General features: G+C 63.4%; 20 protein-coding genes. All 20 read right to left on the bottom strand.

Annotated elements, in window-relative coordinates; all coding sequences use genetic code 11:
• Positions 1 to 174: 174 nt before the first annotated feature.
• Complete coding sequence (locus C5F71_RS12455) at positions 175 to 1401, bottom strand: hypothetical protein (protein ID WP_092232230.1); 1227 nt, start codon at positions 1399 to 1401, stop codon at positions 175 to 177.
• Between the two features lie 582 nt (positions 1402 to 1983).
• Positions 1984 to 2943 (bottom strand): PDR/VanB family oxidoreductase, encoded by a 960-nt coding sequence (locus tag C5F71_RS12450; RefSeq protein ID WP_092232227.1) that lies wholly within the window; start codon positions 2941 to 2943, stop codon positions 1984 to 1986.
• Complete coding sequence (locus C5F71_RS12445) at positions 2936 to 3367, bottom strand: Rid family hydrolase (RefSeq protein WP_104911222.1); 432 nt, start codon at positions 3365 to 3367, stop codon at positions 2936 to 2938. Before C5F71_RS12445 ends, C5F71_RS12450 begins: the two co-directional genes overlap by 8 nt.
• Entirely contained in the window at positions 3364 to 4398 is a 1035-nt protein-coding gene (locus C5F71_RS12440) for an aromatic ring-hydroxylating dioxygenase subunit alpha (protein WP_029289992.1), read from the bottom strand. Before C5F71_RS12440 ends, C5F71_RS12445 begins: the two co-directional genes overlap by 4 nt.
• A 21-nt stretch (positions 4399 to 4419) precedes the next feature.
• Positions 4420 to 4647, bottom strand: coding sequence for a recombinase-like helix-turn-helix domain-containing protein (locus C5F71_RS12435; protein ID WP_029289990.1), 228 nt, complete (start codon positions 4645 to 4647; stop codon positions 4420 to 4422).
• 1 nt (position 4648) lies between these two features.
• Positions 4649 to 4966, bottom strand: a complete 318-nt coding sequence (locus tag C5F71_RS12430) for a hypothetical protein (protein WP_029289988.1) — start codon at positions 4964 to 4966, stop codon at positions 4649 to 4651.
• 2 nt (positions 4967 to 4968) lie between these two features.
• Entirely contained in the window at positions 4969 to 6111 is a 1143-nt protein-coding gene (locus C5F71_RS12425; protein ID WP_070996685.1) for an FAD-dependent monooxygenase, read from the bottom strand.
• Between the two features lie 13 nt (positions 6112 to 6124).
• A complete protein-coding gene (locus C5F71_RS12420) occupies positions 6125 to 7090 on the bottom strand; it encodes a VOC family protein (protein ID WP_104911221.1) in 966 nt (321 codons plus the stop codon).
• Positions 7090 to 8583, bottom strand: a complete 1494-nt coding sequence (locus C5F71_RS12415; RefSeq protein WP_104911220.1) for an aldehyde dehydrogenase — start codon at positions 8581 to 8583, stop codon at positions 7090 to 7092. The genes C5F71_RS12420 and C5F71_RS12415 overlap by 1 nt, the downstream gene beginning before the upstream one ends.
• A gap of 10 nt (positions 8584 to 8593) precedes the next feature.
• Complete coding sequence (locus C5F71_RS12410) at positions 8594 to 9397, bottom strand: aspartate dehydrogenase (RefSeq protein ID WP_104911219.1); 804 nt, start codon at positions 9395 to 9397, stop codon at positions 8594 to 8596.
• A gap of 10 nt (positions 9398 to 9407) precedes the next feature.
• Entirely contained in the window at positions 9408 to 11090 is a 1683-nt protein-coding gene (locus tag C5F71_RS12405) for a thiamine pyrophosphate-binding protein (protein ID WP_070996688.1), read from the bottom strand.
• Positions 11083 to 11880 (bottom strand): SDR family oxidoreductase, encoded by a 798-nt coding sequence (locus tag C5F71_RS12400; protein WP_029289975.1) that lies wholly within the window; start codon positions 11878 to 11880, stop codon positions 11083 to 11085. Before C5F71_RS12400 ends, C5F71_RS12405 begins: the two co-directional genes overlap by 8 nt.
• Before the next feature lies 1 nt (position 11881).
• Positions 11882 to 12715, bottom strand: coding sequence for an IclR family transcriptional regulator (locus tag C5F71_RS12395; protein WP_029289973.1), 834 nt, complete (start codon positions 12713 to 12715; stop codon positions 11882 to 11884).
• Positions 12712 to 13590: an alpha/beta fold hydrolase gene (locus C5F71_RS12390; protein WP_104911218.1), complete on the bottom strand. Its 879-nt coding sequence runs from the start codon at positions 13588 to 13590 to the stop codon at positions 12712 to 12714. Before C5F71_RS12390 ends, C5F71_RS12395 begins: the two co-directional genes overlap by 4 nt.
• A gap of 4 nt (positions 13591 to 13594) precedes the next feature.
• On the bottom strand, positions 13595 to 14134 hold the full coding sequence (locus C5F71_RS12385; protein ID WP_029289969.1) for a cupin domain-containing protein: 540 nt from the start codon (positions 14132 to 14134) through the stop codon (positions 13595 to 13597).
• A gap of 13 nt (positions 14135 to 14147) precedes the next feature.
• Positions 14148 to 14912, bottom strand: a complete 765-nt coding sequence (locus tag C5F71_RS12380; protein WP_371923387.1) for an SDR family oxidoreductase — start codon at positions 14910 to 14912, stop codon at positions 14148 to 14150.
• Entirely contained in the window at positions 14912 to 15685 is a 774-nt protein-coding gene (locus C5F71_RS12375) for an ABC transporter permease (protein ID WP_029289965.1), read from the bottom strand. Before C5F71_RS12375 ends, C5F71_RS12380 begins: the two co-directional genes overlap by 1 nt.
• A gap of 28 nt (positions 15686 to 15713) precedes the next feature.
• Complete coding sequence (locus tag C5F71_RS12370) at positions 15714 to 16706, bottom strand: ABC transporter substrate-binding protein (protein WP_104911216.1); 993 nt, start codon at positions 16704 to 16706, stop codon at positions 15714 to 15716.
• Positions 16707 to 16745: 39 nt separating this feature from the next.
• Entirely contained in the window at positions 16746 to 17582 is an 837-nt protein-coding gene (locus C5F71_RS12365; RefSeq protein ID WP_050492657.1) for an ABC transporter ATP-binding protein, read from the bottom strand.
• A 549-nt stretch (positions 17583 to 18131) separates the two neighbouring features.
• Positions 18132 to 19556 (bottom strand): aspartate ammonia-lyase, encoded by a 1425-nt coding sequence (gene aspA / locus C5F71_RS12360; protein WP_038444539.1) that lies wholly within the window; start codon positions 19554 to 19556, stop codon positions 18132 to 18134.
• Between the last annotated feature and the right edge of the window lie 63 nt (positions 19557 to 19619).

Genomic DNA, 19619 nt, shown 5'->3' with positions numbered 1-19619 from the left:
CCGTCTGCAAGCAGCGCAACTGGGCGAGGAATGGTAGGCGGGCAAAGGGCTGAACCGTTTCACTATTGTAGGAGTGAGCTTGCTCGCGAAAAACGCCCAGGCACCGCGTTTTTCCAGGATGCCGGCGTCATCGTTGGCGATCTTCGCGAGCAAGCTCGCTCCTACAAGGGGGCGTCAGAAGTAATAACCAATGTTCACATTGGTGCGGTAATACCATTCGTTGCTGCCCACCGAACTGGTGTTGGTAAAACCGCTGCCATTCTCTGCACCGCCATAGGGGTTGGCGTTGCGCGCCCAGGTAAAGTCGACCCAGGCCATCACCGGCATCGCGAGGAACTGCGCGCCCACGGTGAACATCTGCGAATCATCCCAGGCGCTCTTGTCTTTCATCATCCGACTGTAGTCGGTGTACAGCTTGACCTTCTTCAACTGCCCCAGGGTCGGGGTGTAGACGTCATAGCCGAGGTTGACCGAGGCCAGGCTGGCCTTGGAGGCGATCAGGTACGCCGGGGTCAGGCCGTTGCCGCCCATCAACACCGAATCCTTGCTGACGCCGGCCGGGTTTTCGGGATCGTATTCGTAGCGGATGGCCTGGGTGGTGACCGTCCACAGCCCCTTGTTGATGATGGCGTGTACGCCCGCGGCCCAGTAGTCGCCATCATCCTTGGTAGTGGCGTTGTACAACTGGGCGGTGGCCAGCGAGGCGCCGATCTCGGTCTTCCAGCCATCGCTGTTGAAGGTGCGCGCCACGCGGGCGTTGAGCTGGTTGCGTTTCTCGTTGTCCTGGCGCGATTGGGTAAAGGCAATCGCATTGTCTTTCAGGTCGGCGTAACGCCCGACCTCAGGCGAATAGCGAATATCGCTGGGCAACATGCGCGGGAAGAAGCCCAGTTGCACGTCCCAGTCCTGGTCCTTGTAGCTGTACTTGAGGCCGGTGCCGGCACTTGAGGCGTAGCCCATGAAAAATGGCAGGTGGTAACTCCAGCCAAATTGCGGATAGGGCTCCAGGCCAAACGGCTTGAACGGCGCCCCCAGTTGCAGGTTGGAGTTGGCGTTGAGCCGATAACCGACAAACCCCCGGTCGATGGAGCGCTTGCCGTCGTCCTGGAACCAGTAGCCGATATCGCTATAGAGGCTCTTGTAGGTGGCCTGCACATCCAGGCGGAACGTGTCGAAGAGAAACCGGCCATTGTTCTCGGTGGTGTCCCAATGCTCGTCGCGATAGTTGGTACGCAGCGCACCGCCGATATCCAGGCTGCTGTCACCGCTATCGCTGCGCCAGGAAATATGCGGGAAAGGTTTTTTGGCCGCGTTGGCCCGCACCGGCTCGGAAGGAATGGGTTCTGCGGCGAAACTGCTGAAACTGGCAAACATCAATCCTGCACACAAGACGCGCTTCATAGAGACCTCTCTACCGGGTGATCGGCAACACTCGTCCGCTTGCCTTTAAAGGCAACTAAGGAGGGAGCGGGTCTTACCGGGTTTAAGTGTTGGTTATTATTGTTTTATCGGCGAAACGCCGTTTAATCAGTGAATGCACAGGAGTAGAGCAGGAAGTGTGCCAGGCGGCCTGTTAGTTTGTTTTTTATAAAAATATCATTAAAAACAATTGTTTATATGGGAAACAAAGCCGTTTGTATAACCCATGAAACAACCCGCAAGTGCGGTAACAAAGTTGCCCGTGATAGGTGCGTCTTTATTGCACGCTGCCAATGAAATGGGCACTTGTGTGTTTACGGATGAATAATGATTTGCCTATTAATGTGTTCGATAAACGGCTACCTGACATTTTGGCGAGGTGCCTTCTGTGGCGAGGGGGCTAGTCCCCCGTTGGGCTGCGAAGCAGCCCTAAACCCAGTCACCTCGGTCTGTCTGACAGTGGGCAGTGAGTTGCATTGGGGGCTGCTTCGCAGCCCAGCGGGGGCGTTACGGCGTTCCGGCAAGCCCCCTCGCCACAACAAGTCATCACAACGAGCCTGTAGGCTAGAGGTCGAGCACCAGCCGTTGGCTCTTGCAGCCGGAAACACACACCATCATCGATTTGTTCGCTGCACGCTCGGCCTTGGTCAGCACGCCGTCGCGATGGTCGATCTCACCTTCCACCACTCGCGTCTCACAGGAACCGCACACCCCTTCGCGGCAGCTGTGATCGATATCGCAGCCGGCTTCGAGCAGTACATCCAGCAAGCTCAAACCAGGCTCCACCGACAGGGTCTTGCCGGACTTTTTCAATTCGACGCTGTAGCGGTTCTGGGCATCTGCGCTGGGCGGCAGTTCGGCGGCGGTAAACCGTTCGATATGGGCGTGGGGATAACCCAAGCGCTCACAGGTGCTCTCGAAGGCATCCAGCATCGGCGTTGGGCCGCAGCAATAGAAGTGCGTGTCCGCAGGCTGGCCGGCGAGGTAGGCGGCGAGGTCCGGCGGCACGCCTTTTTCGTCGTTGAAGTGGTACACCACCCGCGCATCGAGCCCGTTCAAGGCTTCCACCAGCGCCGCTTCCTGGCGCGAGCGCGCGCAGTAGATCAGCTCGGCGGATTTTCCCTGGGCCAGCAGTTGGCGGAACATGCAGTAGATCGGCGTAATGCCAATGCCACCGGCCACCAGCACGCTGTGGCTGGCGCTCAGGTCCAGTGCGAAGTTGTTGCGTGGCGCCGAGATCGACAACGGCATGCCGACCCGTAGTTGGCTGTGCACATATTCCGAGCCGCCGCGGCTGTTGCGGTCACGCAGGATGCCCACGGTGTAGCGCCCCTGGTCGCTGGGAGCGTTGAGCAGCGAGTAGCTGCGCACCAGGCCGTTGGCCAGGTGCAGGTCGATGTGCGAGCCGGCCTCGAACGGCGGGAACACGGTATCGCCCAACGGCCGCAGCTCCACGCTGATGATGCCTTCGGCTTCATAGCGCAAAGTGTGCACGCGGGCGGTGAGCAGGGAAGGCTTAGACATCATTCACCTCTGTGACGGTACGCAGGTCGACATCGAGCCGGGCGCTGGCCTCGATCTCGACCCGTAGTTCAGGAAACACCAGCGCGCTGACGGCCACCAGGGTCGACGTGGGAAATACTGCCTGGCCGGCGAAAAAATCCCGCCGGGCGCGGCCCACCTGGTCCTTGTCGGCGATATCGGTGAGGTACACGGTCAACCGGTGGATATTGCCGATATGCCCACCGGCCGCTGTCACCAGCGCCTGGATCTTGCCCAGCACCACCAGGGTCTGGGCGTAGCAATCCAGGTTCGCCTCGCGGCTGGCGGGGTGCGCGGTCATCCCTGACATCACCACATCGCGGCCGATCAGCAGGGCGTTGGACCAACTGGCGCCGGCCGGCTCGGCCACGCCTTGGCATTCAACCCGTCGCACGGCCTGGCTCATGACAGTTGCTTCGCGTCGATCAGTTCAAGCTGGGCCTTGGCCGCGTTCTTCAGGTAACGGCGCATGCGCACCACACCCAGGTCGTGCTGGTAGAGGTTTTCGCGCTGGTTGGCGTCCGGCTCCATGAACTCCAGCAGCACCCGATCCTGCTCCAGCACTGCCCAGTGCCGCGCTTCCAGGCGGTTCTTGTAGAGGAAGCGCCAAGTGTCGCGCTGCCAGCCGGTCAGCGGCCGGCAACGCCAGTGGAACACCGCTGACAACGCGCGGCTGCTCGGCGTGTAGCTGCCGATAATGGTGAAATTGCCGCCCGGGCCGCCGGTTTTCGGGTAGGGGATTTCCAGGCGCAGCCAGTGGCAGCCGTTGTCCATGAATTCGGTCCAGTCGAAGTTCACCCCGCGCTGGCCTTCCTTCTCGAAAAAGAACCCGTTGTCGGTGTCGCGGGTGACGAACTTGGCGGTGGCTTCGCCTTCGCTCATCGAGTGCGACATCTTGTGCAGGTAGGTGCCGTGCATCGGGTCCATGACGTTGTCGATCACGTAGCGATAGTCACCTTTCCACTCGGTGTAGCAGACGAAGCTGCTCCACTCGGGCGAGGTCAACTGCTCGGGCAACACCAACTCGGGCGGCGTCTCCAGGTGCGGGTCGGCGGCGTTGAACAGAAAGATCGCACCCGCTGCTTCGCGGGTATGGAACATACGGGTCGGGCGGCTGCCTTCAAGTTTGCAGCCGGGGCTGCCGGGGACCTTGGTCACCGTGCCGTCACAGCGCACTTCGATGCCGTGATACGGGCACTGCAGGCGATCGCCCAGGATCGGGCCCTGGGACAGCGGCGCACCGCGATGGGGGCAGTGGTCTTCCAGGGCATGTACGCGGCCATCGTTATCGCGCCACAGGGCGATCTTGTAGCCGAGGCGGCGCACCGACACTGGCTTTTCGCCGAGCAGGTCCGAGGGTAATACCGGGAACCAGAGGTCTTTTAGGCCATTGGCCAGATGGTTTTCAACAGGGTCGACGGTCAATTGCATAGTCATTTTTTTATTCCTTCTGCCGGGTCATTCGCCCAGCCGGGCCATCAGGGTTTGATAGGCATCTGCCGTCCACTCGCCGCTGGTCAGCGGGCAGGGCGGGCCGGCCAGGTTGAGGTGGGCGAGCAGCGCCGCAAGCTCAGTCACGCCGTTGCCGAAGGCGCGTTCGATGGAATCGCCCAGCAGCTCTTCAAACTGGGTATTGGGCCGTTTGCGCGCCTGATGGGGCTCGAGGAATCGTTCGGTAGTGCTCATGTCATTGACCTCCGTTGCGTACCCGTTCGCGGATCGTTTCGCGTACCGGGATAAAGTCGTATGTCGGGAAAACTTCAGTGCTGAACACGCCCCACGCCGAGCGTTCCAGCTCCACGTTCAGCGCGGGCAGCAGGCTCGGCGGCAAGCGCAGGGTGACGATCTGGCCCAGGCCCATGGCCACGGTCCAGCTCACCAGTTCCACGCCTTGGGGCGGAAAACGCTCCCACCACTCTTGCTGCTTCATATGGCGCTGAATGTCTTCGAGGTTCTTCGATTGGTCGTGCTTGAGCAGCACAGTCACCAGCAAGGTTTCGTTCATGTTCAGGCCGCGCTTTGTGTGGGCACGGTCCAGGCGTCGTAGCCATAGACCCAGTCGGCATTACCGCCGTCCTTGAGCCACTGGTTGCCGCGCGAGCCGATCTGGATCTGGCTGGTACGTTCCAGGCGCGCCTGCTGGTACGCCTGCAATGCCTGCGCGACCTGTGCCGGGCTGTCGAGGTCTTGCAGGTAGCGACCGAGTACCACTGCATCCTCGATGGCCTGGCCGGCACCCTGGGCCATGAACGGCATCATCGGGTGACAGGCATCGCCCAGCAGGGTGATCGCGCCCTTGGACCAGAACGGCAGCGGGTCACGCTCATACAACGCGGTCTTGAGTACATCGCTGCACGCCTCCAGCAGGGCGCGGGCGTCCGGATGGAACGCTTGATAGTGGCTGCGCAGCTCGTCGGCATCGCCAGCGCTGGTCCACGACTCTTCGTGCCAGCTGTCCTGGGCGGTGGTGGCGAAGATAAAAATGTCTTTACCCTGGTTGAGCGGGAACGTGACGATCTGGCTCTGCGGGTTGGGGCCCCACCACTTGGTGAACGCCTGGATATTCGGCACATGGGCCACCAACTCGGCCGGCACTACGGCGCGGTACGCCACCACCCCGGTAAAGCGCGGATGCTCTTCGCCGAACAGCGCGTTGCGCACCACCGAATGAATGCCATCGGCGCCGATCAGCACATCGCAGCGGTGCTGGCTGCCATCCTTGAAATGCAGGTGGATGCCGTCGTCAGTCTGCTCGACCCGTTCGGCGCGCTTGGCAAACTGCACCTGCTCCAGCGGGAACACCTCGGCCAGGGCCGCCAGCAGATCGGCGCGGTGGATGGTCAGTTGCGGGGCGCCGTATTTCTGCTCGGCGGCATCGGACATTTCCAGGCGCGAAGTCTCTTCGCCGCTGTCCCACATCCGGCTGATGCGGTGGGTCGGCCGCGCGGCAGGGATGCGCACGGCGGCGCCAATGCCCAGGCCATCCAGCGCCCGTACCGCGTTGGGGGTGAGGTTGATATCGGCACCGACCCGCAAAAAGGCCTTGGACTGTTCGAACACGGTGACCTGGTGGCCGGCGCGGTGCAGGGCGATGGCGGCGGTCAGGCCGCCGATACCGGCACCGGCGATAGCAATATTCAGGGAAGGCATGGGCGACTCCTGCTCAGGATTTGGGTTTGTCGGTGAGGAACTTGCCTTGCGGCGCCTCGACGTGTTGCTGGCGTCGGGTATTGCCGTCGATGCCACCGGCAATCGCCCACTCGGCGAACACCGTGGGGCCCGGCTCAAAGGTGCGTGGCTGCCATTCGCCGGTCAGTTGGTCTTCGTCGGCGTAGTACTCCACCAGCGCGCCGGCGGGGTTCTTGAAGTACCAGAAAAACGCTGAAGACACCGGGTGGCGCCCCGGGCCGATTTCGGTCGGCCAGCCGCTGCGCGACACATGCATGCCACCGCCGAACACCTCGTGTACGTCGCGTACGGTAAAGGCCACATGGTTCAGGCCGGCCCGTGGCGCCGGCAGTTGCAGCATGAACAGGTCGTGATGGCCGCCTTCTTCGGCGGTGCGCAAGAACGCCCCGCGATCCGGGTAGCGGTCCGAGGCCTGGAAGCCGAAACGCTCGTGGTAGAAGGCTTCGCAGGCGTTCACATCCTTGACGAAAAACACCACGTGGCCGACTTCAATCGGCGTGGCGCGTTCATAGATCGGCGCGGCCTTGTTGATCCGGCCCTTGGTCTGCCAGGTGTTGTGGCCGCTGCACTCGATCTGCAGCTCGCGCTTGCGCGTCACTTGCAGGCGGATCGCCAGGCCGTTGGGGTCGGTGCAGCCGATGCGCCCGTTACCTTCGACAAAACCCGGATCGTTGGCGATGCGTTCGGCGTACAGCGCAAGGTCCGCTGCGTCGGCCACGCCCCACACCACTTCGCGCACGGTGGAGCCGGCTTCGATGGCGGGCGGCAGGCCCGGTTTGTTCAGGTCGGCGAGTACTACGCGGCAGCCGTTGAGCGTTTCGAAGATCACTTCGTCCGCCTGGGTGCTGACCTGCTTCAAGCCCCAGTCGCTGAAAAACCGCACGCAGGTGTCGAGGTCCTCGACGCCATAGGTGACTTCATCAATACCTAAAACGCTCATCACGCTACCTCGTGTGGCACACCGGCCCAGGCCAGTGGCTGTTGGTTCATGCCCCAGTAGAGGCTCTTCTGTTCCATGTATTGCAGGATCCCCAGGCGCCCTTTTTCGCGGCCCAGGCCGCTGTCGCGCCAACCGCCGAACGGCGTGGAGATCGAGAACTGCTTGTAGGTGTTGATCCACACCGTGCCGGCCTGCAAGCGCCGGCCCAGGGCCCAGGCGCGCTTGTAGTCACGGCTCCAGATGCCGGCGGCGAGGGCGTACAGGCTGTCGTTGGCCTGCTCCAGCAGTTGCTCTTCATCGTCGAATGGCATGGCCACCAGCACCGGGCCGAAGATTTCTTCCTGGCACACCTGCTGTTGGTTGTGCAGGCCCTCGAGGATGGTTGGCGGGTAGAAGTAACCCTGGTCATACAGCCCACCGCTGGGGCGCTGCCCGCCCAGGCGCAGGCGCCCACCTTCGGCCAGGCCGAGGGCGACATAACGCTCCACCGATTCACGATGGCCGGCGCTGATCAGGGGGCCCATCTGCGTGTTTTCGTCGGCCGGGTCGCCCATGCGCAGGTTGGCGGCGGCGGCCACCAGACGCTGCATAAAGGGTTCGTACAGGGGGCGCGCAACAAACAACCGCGAACCGGCAATACACGCCTCGCCCGAGGAGCTGAAAATGCCGTACAGCACACCGGCCACTGCGTGGTCGAGGTCGGCGTCATCCAGGACGATAGTCGGCGACTTGCCGCCCAACTCCAAAGACACCGGCATCATCTTGTCGGCGGCGATATGGGCGATGTGCTTGCCGGTGCGGGTGCCGCCGGTGAACGACACGCGCTTGACCAGCGGGTGGCGGGTAAGCGCATCACCGAGCAATGAACCCTTGCCCGGCAACACGCTGATCAGGCCCTTGGGCAGGCCGGCCTCTTCACACAGGCGCGCCAGGCGCAGGGCCAGCAGCGGGGTGATTTCTGCCGGCTTGATCACCACCGCATTGCCCGCGGCCAGGGCCGGGGCGACCTTTTGTGCCTCGCTGGCAATCGGCGAGTTCCATGGGGTGATCGCGGCGACCACGCCCATCGGTTCGTACACGCTCATGCTGACGAAATCACCGCGCGACGGGGTGATGGTTTCTTCCAGGGTTTCGCAGGCAGCGGCGAAGAACTGGAAGGTACCGGCAGCACTCGCTACCAGCGCCCGGGTTTCATTGATCGGCTTGCCATTGTCCTGGCGTTGCAACTGCGCCAGCTCTTCACTGTGCAGGCGGATCAGCTCGGCAATGCGGTACAGCACGGCGGCCCGTTCGTGGGGTTTGCGCTGGGCCCAGCCGCTGTGCAGGAACGCCTGGTGCGCGCCCTGGATGGCGTCTTCCACATCCTGTAGATCGGCGGCATTGAGCCAGGCTACGGGTTCGCCGGTGGCCGGGTAGTGGCTGGCGTAGCGCTCGCCACGACCCTGGCGCCAGTGGCCGGCGATGCAGATCGGTAAAGTCTGTTCGAGGGTCATCGACGGGCTCCTAGATTGAGATGGCATGGGCGTGGTTGCCCAAGGCACGGACCACGCTGTACACGGTCAGCGCCGAGGTCTTGGGGTTGGCCAGCAGCGGCTTGCCGCGCAGGCTCAACTCGAAGCGGCCAAAGGCGCCACGGGCTTCGAAGTGGTGGACGTTTTCGTCGCTGTGGGGGTCGGCGATCAACGTCACATGGGTGCGATCCAGGCCCAGACCGGCCAGGGACAGGGTGGCGGCGACGTTGGCGTTTTTCGGGTACAGCCGCGCCGCTTCGCGGGCGCTGCCCTGGAAGATCACCGTGGCTTCGCTGATGGAATCCAGATCGCAGGCCTGCTCGCCGGGGGTGTTCTTCCAGGCCCGGGCCGGCTTGCGCCCGGTGTAGTTGACCGAGTCCAGGCCGCCAACCTTGGCCGCCGACAACGCATCAATGCCGCCAATCGCGCCGGGCAGCAGTTCGATGCGGGTCTTGCCGCGTTCAGCGGCGGCTTCCAGGCGCTCGACCAGGCCCACTTCGGACAAGGCGCCGACCGAGACGATCAGGCAGGCAATGCCGCGCTCCAGGGCCGGCAGCACATGTTCCTCGATGGCTCGGTGGCCGGCGCACTCCACCAGCAAGTCCGGGCGGGCGTCGGCGGGCAATGCCGTGAGCACCTGCGGCGGCTGTTTGAAACTGGCCAGGCGCTGACGTACCAGGGCTTCGGAGCCCTGGGACGCGATGACGTAATCCACGCACAGCTGCGGATCGTTCTCCAGCAGCTCCAGCACGCCGACGCCAATGGCGCCGCAGCCGATCATGGTGATATGCAACATGCGACGATCCTCAGGCGGTGGCCTTCTGGGCTTTGGTTTCGCTGTTGGGCGGGCCGGCGAACTGGGTGGCGAAGTTGCCCACGCTGAGCATGTCCACTTCCAGCAGGAACGGGCCGGGCTGGCTCAGGGCGCTGTCGACCACCTTGCCGAAGTCCTTGAGGTCGGTGACCAGGCCGTGGCGCAGACCCATGGATTCGGCGAGCTTGGTGTAGTCCGGGGTGTGCAGGTCGACGTAGCAATGGCGGCTGCCGTAGACCGCGTCCTGGATATTGCGGATCACCCCGTAGCGCTGGTCGTTCATCAGCAGGATCACCAGGTTGGCGCGCTCCTGCACCAGGGTCGCCAGCTCACCGAGGTTGAGGATGAACCCGCCGTCGCCCGCCAAGGCAAACACCTTGCGCTCGGGCGCGGTTTCAGCCGCTGCCACGGCCGCACCAATACCCATCGCCAAACCCTGGCCGATGCCGCCACCGAGGGCGTGCACCCCGGCGCGCGGGTGGTACAGGTTGAGCAGGCGGTTGCCCCAGATGCTGTTGGACAGGGTCACATCGCGCACCCAGGAGAAGTTGCGCCCGGTGCTCGCCTGCAATTGCTCGACCATCGCCGAGTACGGTCCCAGGTCCGCCACCAGTTGGCTGCGCGACTGCTCGCGCACGGCCTTGAGTTCGCTGAGAAACTGCGGGTCGGTGTGCAGGCGGCCTTCCAGGCGATCAGCCAAGCCGGCCAGGGCCAGGGCTGCATCGCCGCAGATAAACAGTTCGCTGGCATAGCTGCGGCCTTCGATGGCCGGGTTGGCGTCGATGCGCAGGGTGTTCTGCGGCAGCTTGAGCGCGTACTTGAAGGTCTCGTTGCTGCGCAGGCGTGAGCCGGCGATCAGCAGGGCATCGCAGGTTTGCAGGAACTGCTCGACCCGCTTGTTTTGCGAAAAGGCTCCCAGGCAACGCTCGTCGTCTTCATTGACCACGCCACGGCCCTGGGTCGACGTGATCACGCCCACACCCATCGCCAGCAGGCGTTTGACCTGCGGCCCGGCATGCCGTGCACCGCCACCGAGCCAGAGCATTGGGCGCTTGGCATTGGCCAGGCGCGCGGCCACCAGGTCGAGGGCTTCCGGCGGCGGCACGGCGACCGGGATCGGCAGCGGCGACAGGTCGGTGGGCATCGGGATAAAGGTCGACTGGATGTCGATCGGGATCTCGACGCTGACCGGGCCGGTCGGCGCGGTGAGGGCGGTCTGCACCGCGAGCTTGAGGGTGCTGATGGCGGTCTCGACGCTGCGCACGCGGAAGGCGGCCTTGGACACCGCCTTGAGCATGTTCAACTGGTCGCGGGCTTCGTGGATATAGGCCAGCTCCTGGTCCAGGTACGGCGTCTCGATCTGCCCGGTGATGTGCAGCAGCGGCGTGCCGGCGGTCTGTGCTTCAACCATGGCGCCAGCGGCATTGCCGGCGGCGGTGCCGGTGGAGGTCAGGCACACGCCCAGGCCTCCGGTGGTGCGGGCATAGGCATCGGCCATGTTGGCGGCACCGGCTTCACCCCGGGCCATGACAAAGCGGATGTTGCCGCGCACGGCGAAGGCATCGAGGATTGGCATGTTGTGGATCGAGATCACGCCAAACGCGGCCTTGACGTCGCATTGTTCGAGGAAGGCGGTGATGGCAGCGCCCACGGTGACAGTGTTTTCATTACGCATGGCGGGACAGGCCTCCGGATACATCGATATGGCTGCCTGTGGTGTAAGCCGACAGAGGCGAGGCCAGAAACAGGATCGCGCGGGCCGCTTCAAGCGGCAGGCCCAGGCGCCCCAGGGGAATATGTTTTTGTTGGGCCAGGCGGGCGGTCCATTGCGCCCAGTCGAGGTCGCGTTCTTCACGCGCTTCGAAGCGACGGCGCCATTGCCCCGATTCCACCAGGCCAATCAGGATGCCGTTGACGCGGATGCCCTGGGGGGCGAATTCGGTAGCCATCGAGCGCACCAGGTTCTTGATCCCGGCGCGGGCGGCCGAGGTGGCGACCATGTGCGGCTCCGGCTGGCTGGCCAGCAGTGAGTTGACGCAGACGATGGCGGCGTCGGCCTGGTTTTGCAGCTGGGGCTTGAAGGCACGGACCGGGTTGATCACCGAAAAAAACTTCAGGTTCAGTTCTTCGGTCCAGGCGCTGTCGGTGGTGTCGGCAAAGGTCGAGACCCGGCCTTGCCCGGCGTTGTTGATCAGCACGCTGGCGGCGCCAAGCGCGGCCTGGCTGGCGCTGGCAAAGGCGTTGACCGCTTCGCCATCGAGCACATCGCACACCTGGGCCAGCAGTTGGCCTTGGGGGAAACGCTGGCGCAGGTCGTTTTCGGCGCGTTGCAGGCGCTCTGCATCGCGGCCGCAGAACGCGACGCTGGCGCCGGCTTCCAGCAGCAGTTCGACGCACGCCAGGCCAATGCCCGAGGAGCCTCCGGTGACGATTGCGGTGCGGCCCTGCAATGGATAAAGGCTCATCTCAATCTCTCATCAAGGCAGTGACGCGGGGCTGGCCGCTGTGGGCGCCGCCGTTGTAGTTGAGCAGGCGCGACAACTCGTCGGCGCTGCGCCGGACCTGGGTCAACAGCTCTTCAAAATTCACATGACCGATTTGCGTGGTGGGGATGGTCACGCCAAGGGCCGCCACGATGTCGCCGCTCTGGTCGCGTACGGGGGCGGCGACGGTGGAAATCGCCGACTCAAAGAATCCTTCGCCGCTGACAAAACCGCGTTGGCGGTCAGCCTGGAGCAAGTCGAACAGCTCCATCACGGTTTTGGGTGTGCAGTGGGAGTGCTGTTCCAGATGCTCCTCGGGGTACAGCTCGCGCAGTTCGGCCAGGGACAGGTCTTCGAGGAGGATGCGCCCCAGCACCGTGGCATGGGCCGGCAACCGGGTGCCGACGTTGACCGCATTGGAGAACACCGACGGCGGCGAGACCTTGGCCACGTACACGATGGAACGTCCGTCGCGCACCACCAGGTTGCTGGGGTAGTTCACCCGGTCGCACAACCGCGCCAGCAGTGGCTGCCCCAGTTCGGTCAGCTCCAGCGACGCGAGGTACTCGAAGCCCAGGCGCAGCACCGACATGCCCAGGCGGTATTCGTTGCCGCTGCGGGTGACGAAGCCCATGGTTTCCAGGGTGGTCAGCAGGCGGAAGATGGTCGAGCGCGGCAGCGCCAGGCGCCGTGCCAGCTCCGGCGCCGTCAGGGTGCGGTTGCGCCGGCTGAACTCGCAGAGCAGCAGCAAGCCGCGCTCCAGGCCCGGCACGATGTATTTGTCCTGGGCATCCTTCAGCAGATCTGAGTCGTTCATAAGGTTCTACCTGTCAGGGATTGTTTGAGGGCGTAGGCCAGGCGACCGGCAACCACCAGCGGTTGTTCGATGGGGCTGGCATGGCCTGCGTCGGCGATCAGGTTGAAGCTGGCACCCAGGGCCTTGGCCACGCCCAGGCAGGTGTCGGGGGTGGTGATGGCGTCGGCTTCGCCGCAATGCACGTCGCAGGGCATCGCTGGTTGGCCGTGGCGCAGCAGGTCGTCGCCGCACAGCAATTCGATGGCCTGGCGATAACCCAGCGGGTTCAGGCGCGCCATGTTCCAGTGGACCCAGGCCAGTGCTTCGGGCTGGGCACGCGGTGACAGCATGTGCGCGCTGCGTTGTGCGGCCAGCCCGGCGATGCCCAGGCGTTGCAGGTTGTCCAGGCGTTGCTGGCGTACTTGCTGGCGCTGCGGGCTACGTTCGGGCGCGCCATAGCCGCGAGCGGGGCTGATCAGCACCAGGCGGCTCACGCGTTTGGCCTGGGCGCTGCGGGCCAATGCCAGGGCGGTCAGCGCGCCCAGGGAATGGCCGACCAGCACGCACTCATCCACCTGCAGCGCATCGAGCATCTGCACCAGGCGCGCGGCGTATTGCTCGGCCTTGGGCACTTGCGACTCCAGGGGGCTGGAGTCGCCATAACCCGGTGCATCCCAGGCGATGACCCGAGCCTGGGCCGCCAGATGCTGTGCCACCTGCAGCCAGGACGCCGCCCCGGAGCCGATGCCGTGCAGCAACACCACCGCAGGCCCCGTGCCACAGACACGCAGGGCCTGCTGGCCACCTGCTGAGGCGACCAGCTGCTGGGGGAAATCGCGCTGCAGTTGGGCTTGCAGGTGGGCCGTCGGCGCGGCTTGAGTGAGTCCTGGCAACATGGGCTTACCCGCGCTTGATCGAGGCCAGAGGGTGCTCTGGCGGATAGGTCGGGGTGATCGGCTTTTTCGCGCCGAGCATCACGCACATCAGCGCGTCTTCGTCGCCGATGTTGATCTCTTCGCGGTACACGCCAGGCGGCACGGAAATCACGTCACGGTCGGTGAGGATGGTTTCGAAACGCTCGCCGTCCTTTTCCAGCACCACTTTGAGTTTGCCGCGCAGCACGAAGAACACTTCTTCGACGTCAATGTGCAGGTGTGGTGGGCCCTCGTGGCCGGCCGGGATGACCATGGTGGAAAAGGTGAAGTGCTCCGACGGGATGGTGTTCATGTCGGTGCTGATGCCGGTACCGCCGGTGCCGATGTAGCGCATTTGCGCGCGGCGGAACTTGGGGTCGTAGTCGGCCTGGAACTTCAGCGCATCCCAGTCGTACTTGCGCGTCTCGTAGCGGGCGATACGCGTGCTCATCCAGCTTTCCAGGCTGGCGCCGGCAGGGCGATCCCAGCTTTTTGGGGTGTCGTTTTGGGCAGATAGATCAGTCATGACAGTCTCCAGATCAAGGCATGACGAACCCGCCGTTGACCGGCAGGGTTTGTCCAGTGATAAAGCGGGCAAGGTCGGACAGCGCGAACAGCACGGCGCCGCTGACGTCTTCGGGCAATTGCGGGCGCTGCAGGGCCCGCTGGTCGTTGTACAAACGGTGGCGCGCCTCGGGCACGTAGGCGGTGGCTTCCACCAGCACCAGGCCGGGGGCGATGGCGTTGACGGTGATGTTGTCGTTGCCCAGTTCCCGCGCCAGGCTGCGGGTCATGGCGATGATTGCGCCTTTGCTGGCGACATACGCCAACAGGTTCGGCGCGCCCCACAGCGGGGTGTCCGAGGCCAGGTTGACGATGGCGCCCTGACCGCTGTCGCGCAGGGCCGGCAGGCAGGCGGTGGTCATCAGCCAGGTGCCGCGCACGTTGACTTGCATCACCTGGTCCCAGGTGTCGATGCTCAGCTCTTCGCAGCTCTTGCCGCCGGAGTTGGTGATCGAGGCGTTGTTGACCAGGCCGTCGAGGCCGCCGAGCAGGCTGATCGTCGCGTCGATACAGGCCTGGATCGATGCGGGTTGTGCCAGGTCCACCGTCACGGCCTGTACGTCCAGGCCCAGCGCTCGTAATTCGGCGGCGGCCTGCTGCACACGTTCGTGCAGCACATCGGCGATCACCACACGGGCGCCGGCCTGGCCGATGGCCTGGGCAAAGGCATAGCCCAGGCCACGGGCACCGCCGGTGACCAGCACGCGGCGGCCTGCAAGCAAAAGGTCATGGCCGCTCATCATTGAGTGCTCAACATGGCTTTGGGCATGTAGTGCAGGACGCGTTTTTCCGCCCACACCACCGCACCGTAGGCAATCACCCCAATCAGGGTCAGCGCCACAATGGCGACGAACACCCCGGCGGTGTTGCCCTGGCCCTCGGCGTCCACCAGCAAGAAGCCCAGGCCCTGGTTGCCGCCCACCAACTCACCGACGGTGACGCCAATCACCGCCAGGGTCGAGGCGATACGCAGGCCGGAAAACAGTGCGGCCATGGCCGACGGGAACTCCACCAGGCGGAAGATCTGCCAGCGGCTGGCGTTCATGGTGCGTACCAGGTTGATCATGTCCGGGTCGACGGTGCGGATCGCCGAGAGCACGTTGATCATCACCGGGAAAAACACAATCAGGATGGCGATCAGGATCTTCGGGTAGATGGTGTAGCCCAGCCACATCACGAACAGCGGCGCAAAGGCGACTTTGGGGGCGATCTGCAACGCCAGGATGTACGGCGACAACATGGCTTCGGCGGCCGGCGACAGGCCCAGCGAGACACCGATCATCACCCCCAGCAGGGCGCCGAGGGCGAAGCCGACGACGATCTCCAGGGCGGTGATCAGGGTGTGTTGCAGCAGGCCGCCGGTTTGCCACATCACCAGGCTTTCCTGGGCCACGCGGCTGAGTTTGGGCATGACGAACTCGGGCATGCCGAGCAGGCCCGGACCCCATTGCCACAGCACCAGGAACAGGATCAGCAGCGCGACGCTACCGAGCACGGAGTTGTTGTTTTTCATCGTGTGCGTACCTCAATGTCCCGGTGCTTCACTGTGCGGCGACCGGGCTGTCGACGAATTGGTTGGTGAAGAGCTCTTCAAGCGGGGTCGCCTGGGTGACGATGCCTTCGCTGACATAGAACTGGCGCACCTTGTCCAGATGCTCCGGATCGATGTGGCCGAGCACGGCTTGCTTGGCGTAGACGTGTTCGACGTAGAGCTTGAAGATCTTCTCCAGCGAGTCTTCCTTGCCGGCGTAGGCCGGTACCGCCTTGGCGAAGGTCACGGCGGCGGCGCGCGGGTCCTGGATGATGTCGCGCATGCCTTGTAGGGTGCCCTGCACCACGCCGCGCACAACCTGGGGCTGGTTCTTGATGGCGTCGTCAGAGGCGAGAATCGCCTGGGCCATGCTTTCGAAGATCTGGTCCTGGGGGATCAGCTTGATCTGCACCCCGGCTTCCTGGGCATTGATCACCCAGTCCGGTACGCCGGCCATGGCCTGGGCCTTGTTGGCGGAGAACAGCTGCCAGACCCCGGCGGGGCCGGCGGCCTGGATGTCCACGTCGTTCTTGCCCAGCCCGGCTTTGCGCAGCGAGGCGAGCAGGGCGTAGTAAGTGGTGTCGGAGTACGACATCACCGTCATGGTCTTGCCCTTGAGGTCGCTGATGCTGTTGATGTTGTCCTTGGCATTGGTGGCGATCATCGTCACCCCGCCGTCACCCAGCACCGCCACGGCGCGCACCGGGATGCCATTGGCCCGCACCACGATCGGCGTGTCACCGATGGCGCCGCCGATCAGCGCGTTACCGGCGCCGATCTGCTTGGCCACGTCCACGCCACCTTTGGCGGCGATAAAGGTCAGGTCCAGGTTCTGGGCGGTGTAGTAGCCCTTTTCTTTGGCGATGATCCACGGTGCGAACGCGGGCGAGTTGGGCGGCGCCGGCAGCAGGTAAGTGACCTTGGTCGGCTGTGCCTGGGCGGCGCAGGCCATACCGAGGCCCAGGCTGAGGGCGCAAAGACGTTGAAACAGAGACTTGAGCATGGGGACTCCTGAATCGGTTGGGGGCCGCGAGGGCGGTGATCAGTGCAGTTCGGTGTCGGCGCCGACCTGGAGCAACTCCATCAGGCGGCCTACCAGCGGGCCGATTTCCGGCAGCTTGCGGCGCTCCAGGGGGTTGTCGCGAAACGGCAGGTCAATGCTGATTTCTTCGATGATCGTGCCGGGGCGCGCGCTCATGACCAGCAAGCGGTCGGACATGGCGATGCCTTCGATCAGGTCATGGGTGATGAACAGGGCGGTCTTCTTTTCGTCGAACAGCATCCGTGCCATGTCCTGTTGCAGGATCATCTTGGTCTGGGCATCGAGGGCCGAGAACGGCTCGTCGAGGAACAGCACCTGTGGGTCGATGGCCAGGGTGCGAGCCAGGGCGGCGCGCTGGCGCATGCCGCCGGAGAGCTGGAACGGGTAGTGATCGGCGTAACCGTTGAGGTGGCAGCGGTCGAGCAGGTCCAGGGCCACCTTCTGCCGGGTGGCGGCGGGCACGCCCTGGATCTCCAGGCCCAGCTCCACGTTGCGGCGGATGCTGCGCCAAGGCATCAGCAGATCCTTTTGCAACATGAACGCGACCTGCGGCACGGGCCCGGTGACCGGCTCGCCACCGACGAACACTTCACCTTCGCTGGGCCGGTACAGGCCCGAGCCCATATTCAAAATGGTGCTCTTGCCACAACCGGATGGGCCGATGATCGACACCACTTCACCCCGGCGAATCTTGAAGTTCACCTCGCGAATGGCGAAGGGCGCGTCCGCTTTACCCTTGGCCGGGAAACATTTACCGACATTGCGAAATTCAATTTCAGTCGGCTCCAGCTCCTCCTTGAGAGCGGGGTTATTCCATTGGGGCGTCACGGCGTACATCTCTTTCACAGCCATCAGGTAGGTTCTCTGGTCTGTTTTATAGGTGATACGCCGTTTAGTGCATGAACAATGCCAGGGGGTTATTTCCTACAGTTTTTTAGTAAATGTCTTTTGATATCAGTTGTTTGGATATAAATAGTTGCAGGCTTAATGTTTCATATATGAAACGTTGGTTCTTATATGGCACGAAATTGCACACTGCCCGGGCATGTTTTGGGAAGTTGCGAGAACTCGGTGCTTTTTCGGGTAACGCGGAGAAGTTACGAAGGGGCTTATTTGTTTTATATATAAAACGCAGCTGTGCGTTTCTATATAGGTAGTTGTAGGAGCGAGCTCGCTCGCGAAGAACGTTAACGAAAACGCGGGCTTCCTGGATAAGCGCGGCGGTCTCGGGTTTTTCGTCGGAACGCCGCCCGGAGCCAAGCTCGCGCCTACAGGGGGCAGGCGTTAAAAAAAAGCAAAAAAAAGGGCCTGAAGAGCAAGTCTTCAAGCCCTCAAAAGGGTGAGAGGTGTCTAGTCCCTCAACCTGGTGAGCGGTGCTACATGCGTTCAGGCCTTCAAAGGCACCAGACGCGGGGCAATCATGTTTTCCGGGCGCAGGATGTCGTCGAGCATGGCGTCGTCGAGCAAGCCTTCTTCGCGCACCAGTTCCAGCACGCCGCGGCCGCTTTCAAGGGCGATACGCGCGATGCGGGTGGCGTTTTCATAGCCGATGTACGGGTTCAGCGCAGTGACCAGGCCGATGGAGTGCTCCACCAGTTCGCGGCAGCGGGCTTCGTTGGCGGTGATGCCGACGATGCAGTGCTCGCGCAGCATGTCCATGGCGCGTTGCAGCAGGCGGATCGAGTCGAAGATCTTGAAAGCGATCAGCGGCTCCATCACGTTCAGCTGCAGTTGGCCGCCTTCGGCCGCCATGGTCAGGGCCAGGTCGTTACCGATGACCTGGAACGCTACCTGGTTCACGGCTTCCGGGATCACCGGGTTGACCTTGCCGGGCATGATCGAGCTGCCTGGCTGACGCGCTGGCAGGTTGATCTCGTTGATCCCGGTGCGTGGGCCGCTGGACAGCAGGCGCAGGTCGTTGCAGATCTTCGACAGCTTCACCGCGGTACGCTTGAGCATGCCGGAGAACAGCACGAAAGCGCCCATGTCGGAGGTGGCTTCGATCAGGTCGGCCGCCGGTACCAGCGGCTGGCCGCTGATGGTGGCCAGGCGTTGTACGGCCAGGGCCTGGTAGCGCGGGTCGGCGTTGATGCCGGTACCGATGGCGGTGCCGCCCAGGTTGACTTCGGTCAGCAGCTCCGGAGCCAGGGTTTTGAGGCGTGCCAGGTCTTCACCCAGGGTGGTGGCGAAGGCGCGGAATTCCTGGCCGAGGGTCATCGGCACGGCGTCTTGCAGTTGGGTGCGGCCCATTTTCAGGACGTGGCCGAACTCGACACCTTTGGCGGCGAACGCCTGGATCAGGCTGTCGAGGCTGGCCAGCAGCGCGTCATGGCCCAACAGCAAACCCAGGCGGATCGCGGTCGGGTAGGCGTCGTTGGTCGACTGCGCCATGTTCACGTCGTTGTTGGGGTGCAGGTATTGGTATTCGCCCTTGTTGTGGCCCATGGCCTCCAACGCGATGTTGGCGATGACTTCGTTGGCATTCATGTTGGTTGAAGTGCCAGCGCCGCCTTGAATCATGTCCACCACGAACTCTTCGTGGAAGTCACCGCGGATCAGGCGGGCGCAGGCTTCGCTGATGGCAGCGTGCTTGGCTTCGCTGAGCTGGCCCAACTCGCGGTTGGCATCTGCGGCGGCTTGCTTGACCATTGCCAGACCGACCACCAATTTCGGGTAATGCGAAATCGGAACGCCGGAGAGACGGAAGTTATTCACGGCTCGCAGGGTCTGGATGCCGTAATACGCTTGAGCAGGTACTTCAAGTACGCCAAGCAGGTCTTTTTCTGTGCGGAATGATGCAGCGGAGGACATGACGGAAATCATCTCGATATGGACCCAGGCTAGGCCGGAACGCTGTGAATGCTAGGCTTGTGG

Source organism: Pseudomonas sp. LG1D9, from assembly GCF_002949995.1.
Classification (GTDB): Bacteria; Pseudomonadota; Gammaproteobacteria; order Pseudomonadales; family Pseudomonadaceae; genus Aquipseudomonas; species Aquipseudomonas proteolytica.
This window is presented reverse-complemented; position numbering and strand designations above follow the sequence as displayed.

Coding starts and splice junctions, on each gene's coding strand:
- C5F71_RS12455 (WP_092232230.1), bottom strand. CDS start 1,401: ATGAAGCGCGTCTTGTGTGCAGGATTGATGTTTGCCAGTTTCAGCAGT.
- C5F71_RS12450 (WP_092232227.1), bottom strand. CDS start 2,943: ATGTCTAAGCCTTCCCTGCTCACCGCCCGCGTGCACACTTTGCGCTAT.
- C5F71_RS12445 (WP_104911222.1), bottom strand. CDS start 3,367: ATGAGCCAGGCCGTGCGACGGGTTGAATGCCAAGGCGTGGCCGAGCCG.
- C5F71_RS12440 (WP_029289992.1), bottom strand. CDS start 4,398: ATGACTATGCAATTGACCGTCGACCCTGTTGAAAACCATCTGGCCAAT.
- C5F71_RS12435 (WP_029289990.1), bottom strand. CDS start 4,647: ATGAGCACTACCGAACGATTCCTCGAGCCCCATCAGGCGCGCAAACGG.
- C5F71_RS12430 (WP_029289988.1), bottom strand. CDS start 4,966: ATGAACGAAACCTTGCTGGTGACTGTGCTGCTCAAGCACGACCAATCG.
- C5F71_RS12425 (WP_070996685.1), bottom strand. CDS start 6,111: ATGCCTTCCCTGAATATTGCTATCGCCGGTGCCGGTATCGGCGGCCTG.
- C5F71_RS12420 (WP_104911221.1), bottom strand. CDS start 7,090: ATGAGCGTTTTAGGTATTGATGAAGTCACCTATGGCGTCGAGGACCTC.
- C5F71_RS12415 (WP_104911220.1), bottom strand. CDS start 8,583: ATGACCCTCGAACAGACTTTACCGATCTGCATCGCCGGCCACTGGCGC.
- C5F71_RS12410 (WP_104911219.1), bottom strand. CDS start 9,397: ATGTTGCATATCACCATGATCGGCTGCGGCGCCATTGGCGTCGGCGTG.
- C5F71_RS12405 (WP_070996688.1), bottom strand. CDS start 11,090: ATGCGTAATGAAAACACTGTCACCGTGGGCGCTGCCATCACCGCCTTC.
- C5F71_RS12400 (WP_029289975.1), bottom strand. CDS start 11,880: ATGAGCCTTTATCCATTGCAGGGCCGCACCGCAATCGTCACCGGAGGC.
- C5F71_RS12395 (WP_029289973.1), bottom strand. CDS start 12,715: ATGAACGACTCAGATCTGCTGAAGGATGCCCAGGACAAATACATCGTG.
- C5F71_RS12390 (WP_104911218.1), bottom strand. CDS start 13,590: ATGTTGCCAGGACTCACTCAAGCCGCGCCGACGGCCCACCTGCAAGCC.
- C5F71_RS12385 (WP_029289969.1), bottom strand. CDS start 14,134: ATGACTGATCTATCTGCCCAAAACGACACCCCAAAAAGCTGGGATCGC.
- C5F71_RS12380 (WP_371923387.1), bottom strand. CDS start 14,912: ATGAGCGGCCATGACCTTTTGCTTGCAGGCCGCCGCGTGCTGGTCACC.
- C5F71_RS12375 (WP_029289965.1), bottom strand. CDS start 15,685: ATGAAAAACAACAACTCCGTGCTCGGTAGCGTCGCGCTGCTGATCCTG.
- C5F71_RS12370 (WP_104911216.1), bottom strand. CDS start 16,706: ATGCTCAAGTCTCTGTTTCAACGTCTTTGCGCCCTCAGCCTGGGCCTC.
- C5F71_RS12365 (WP_050492657.1), bottom strand. CDS start 17,582: ATGTACGCCGTGACGCCCCAATGGAATAACCCCGCTCTCAAGGAGGAG.
- aspA (WP_038444539.1), bottom strand. CDS start 19,556: ATGTCCTCCGCTGCATCATTCCGCACAGAAAAAGACCTGCTTGGCGTA.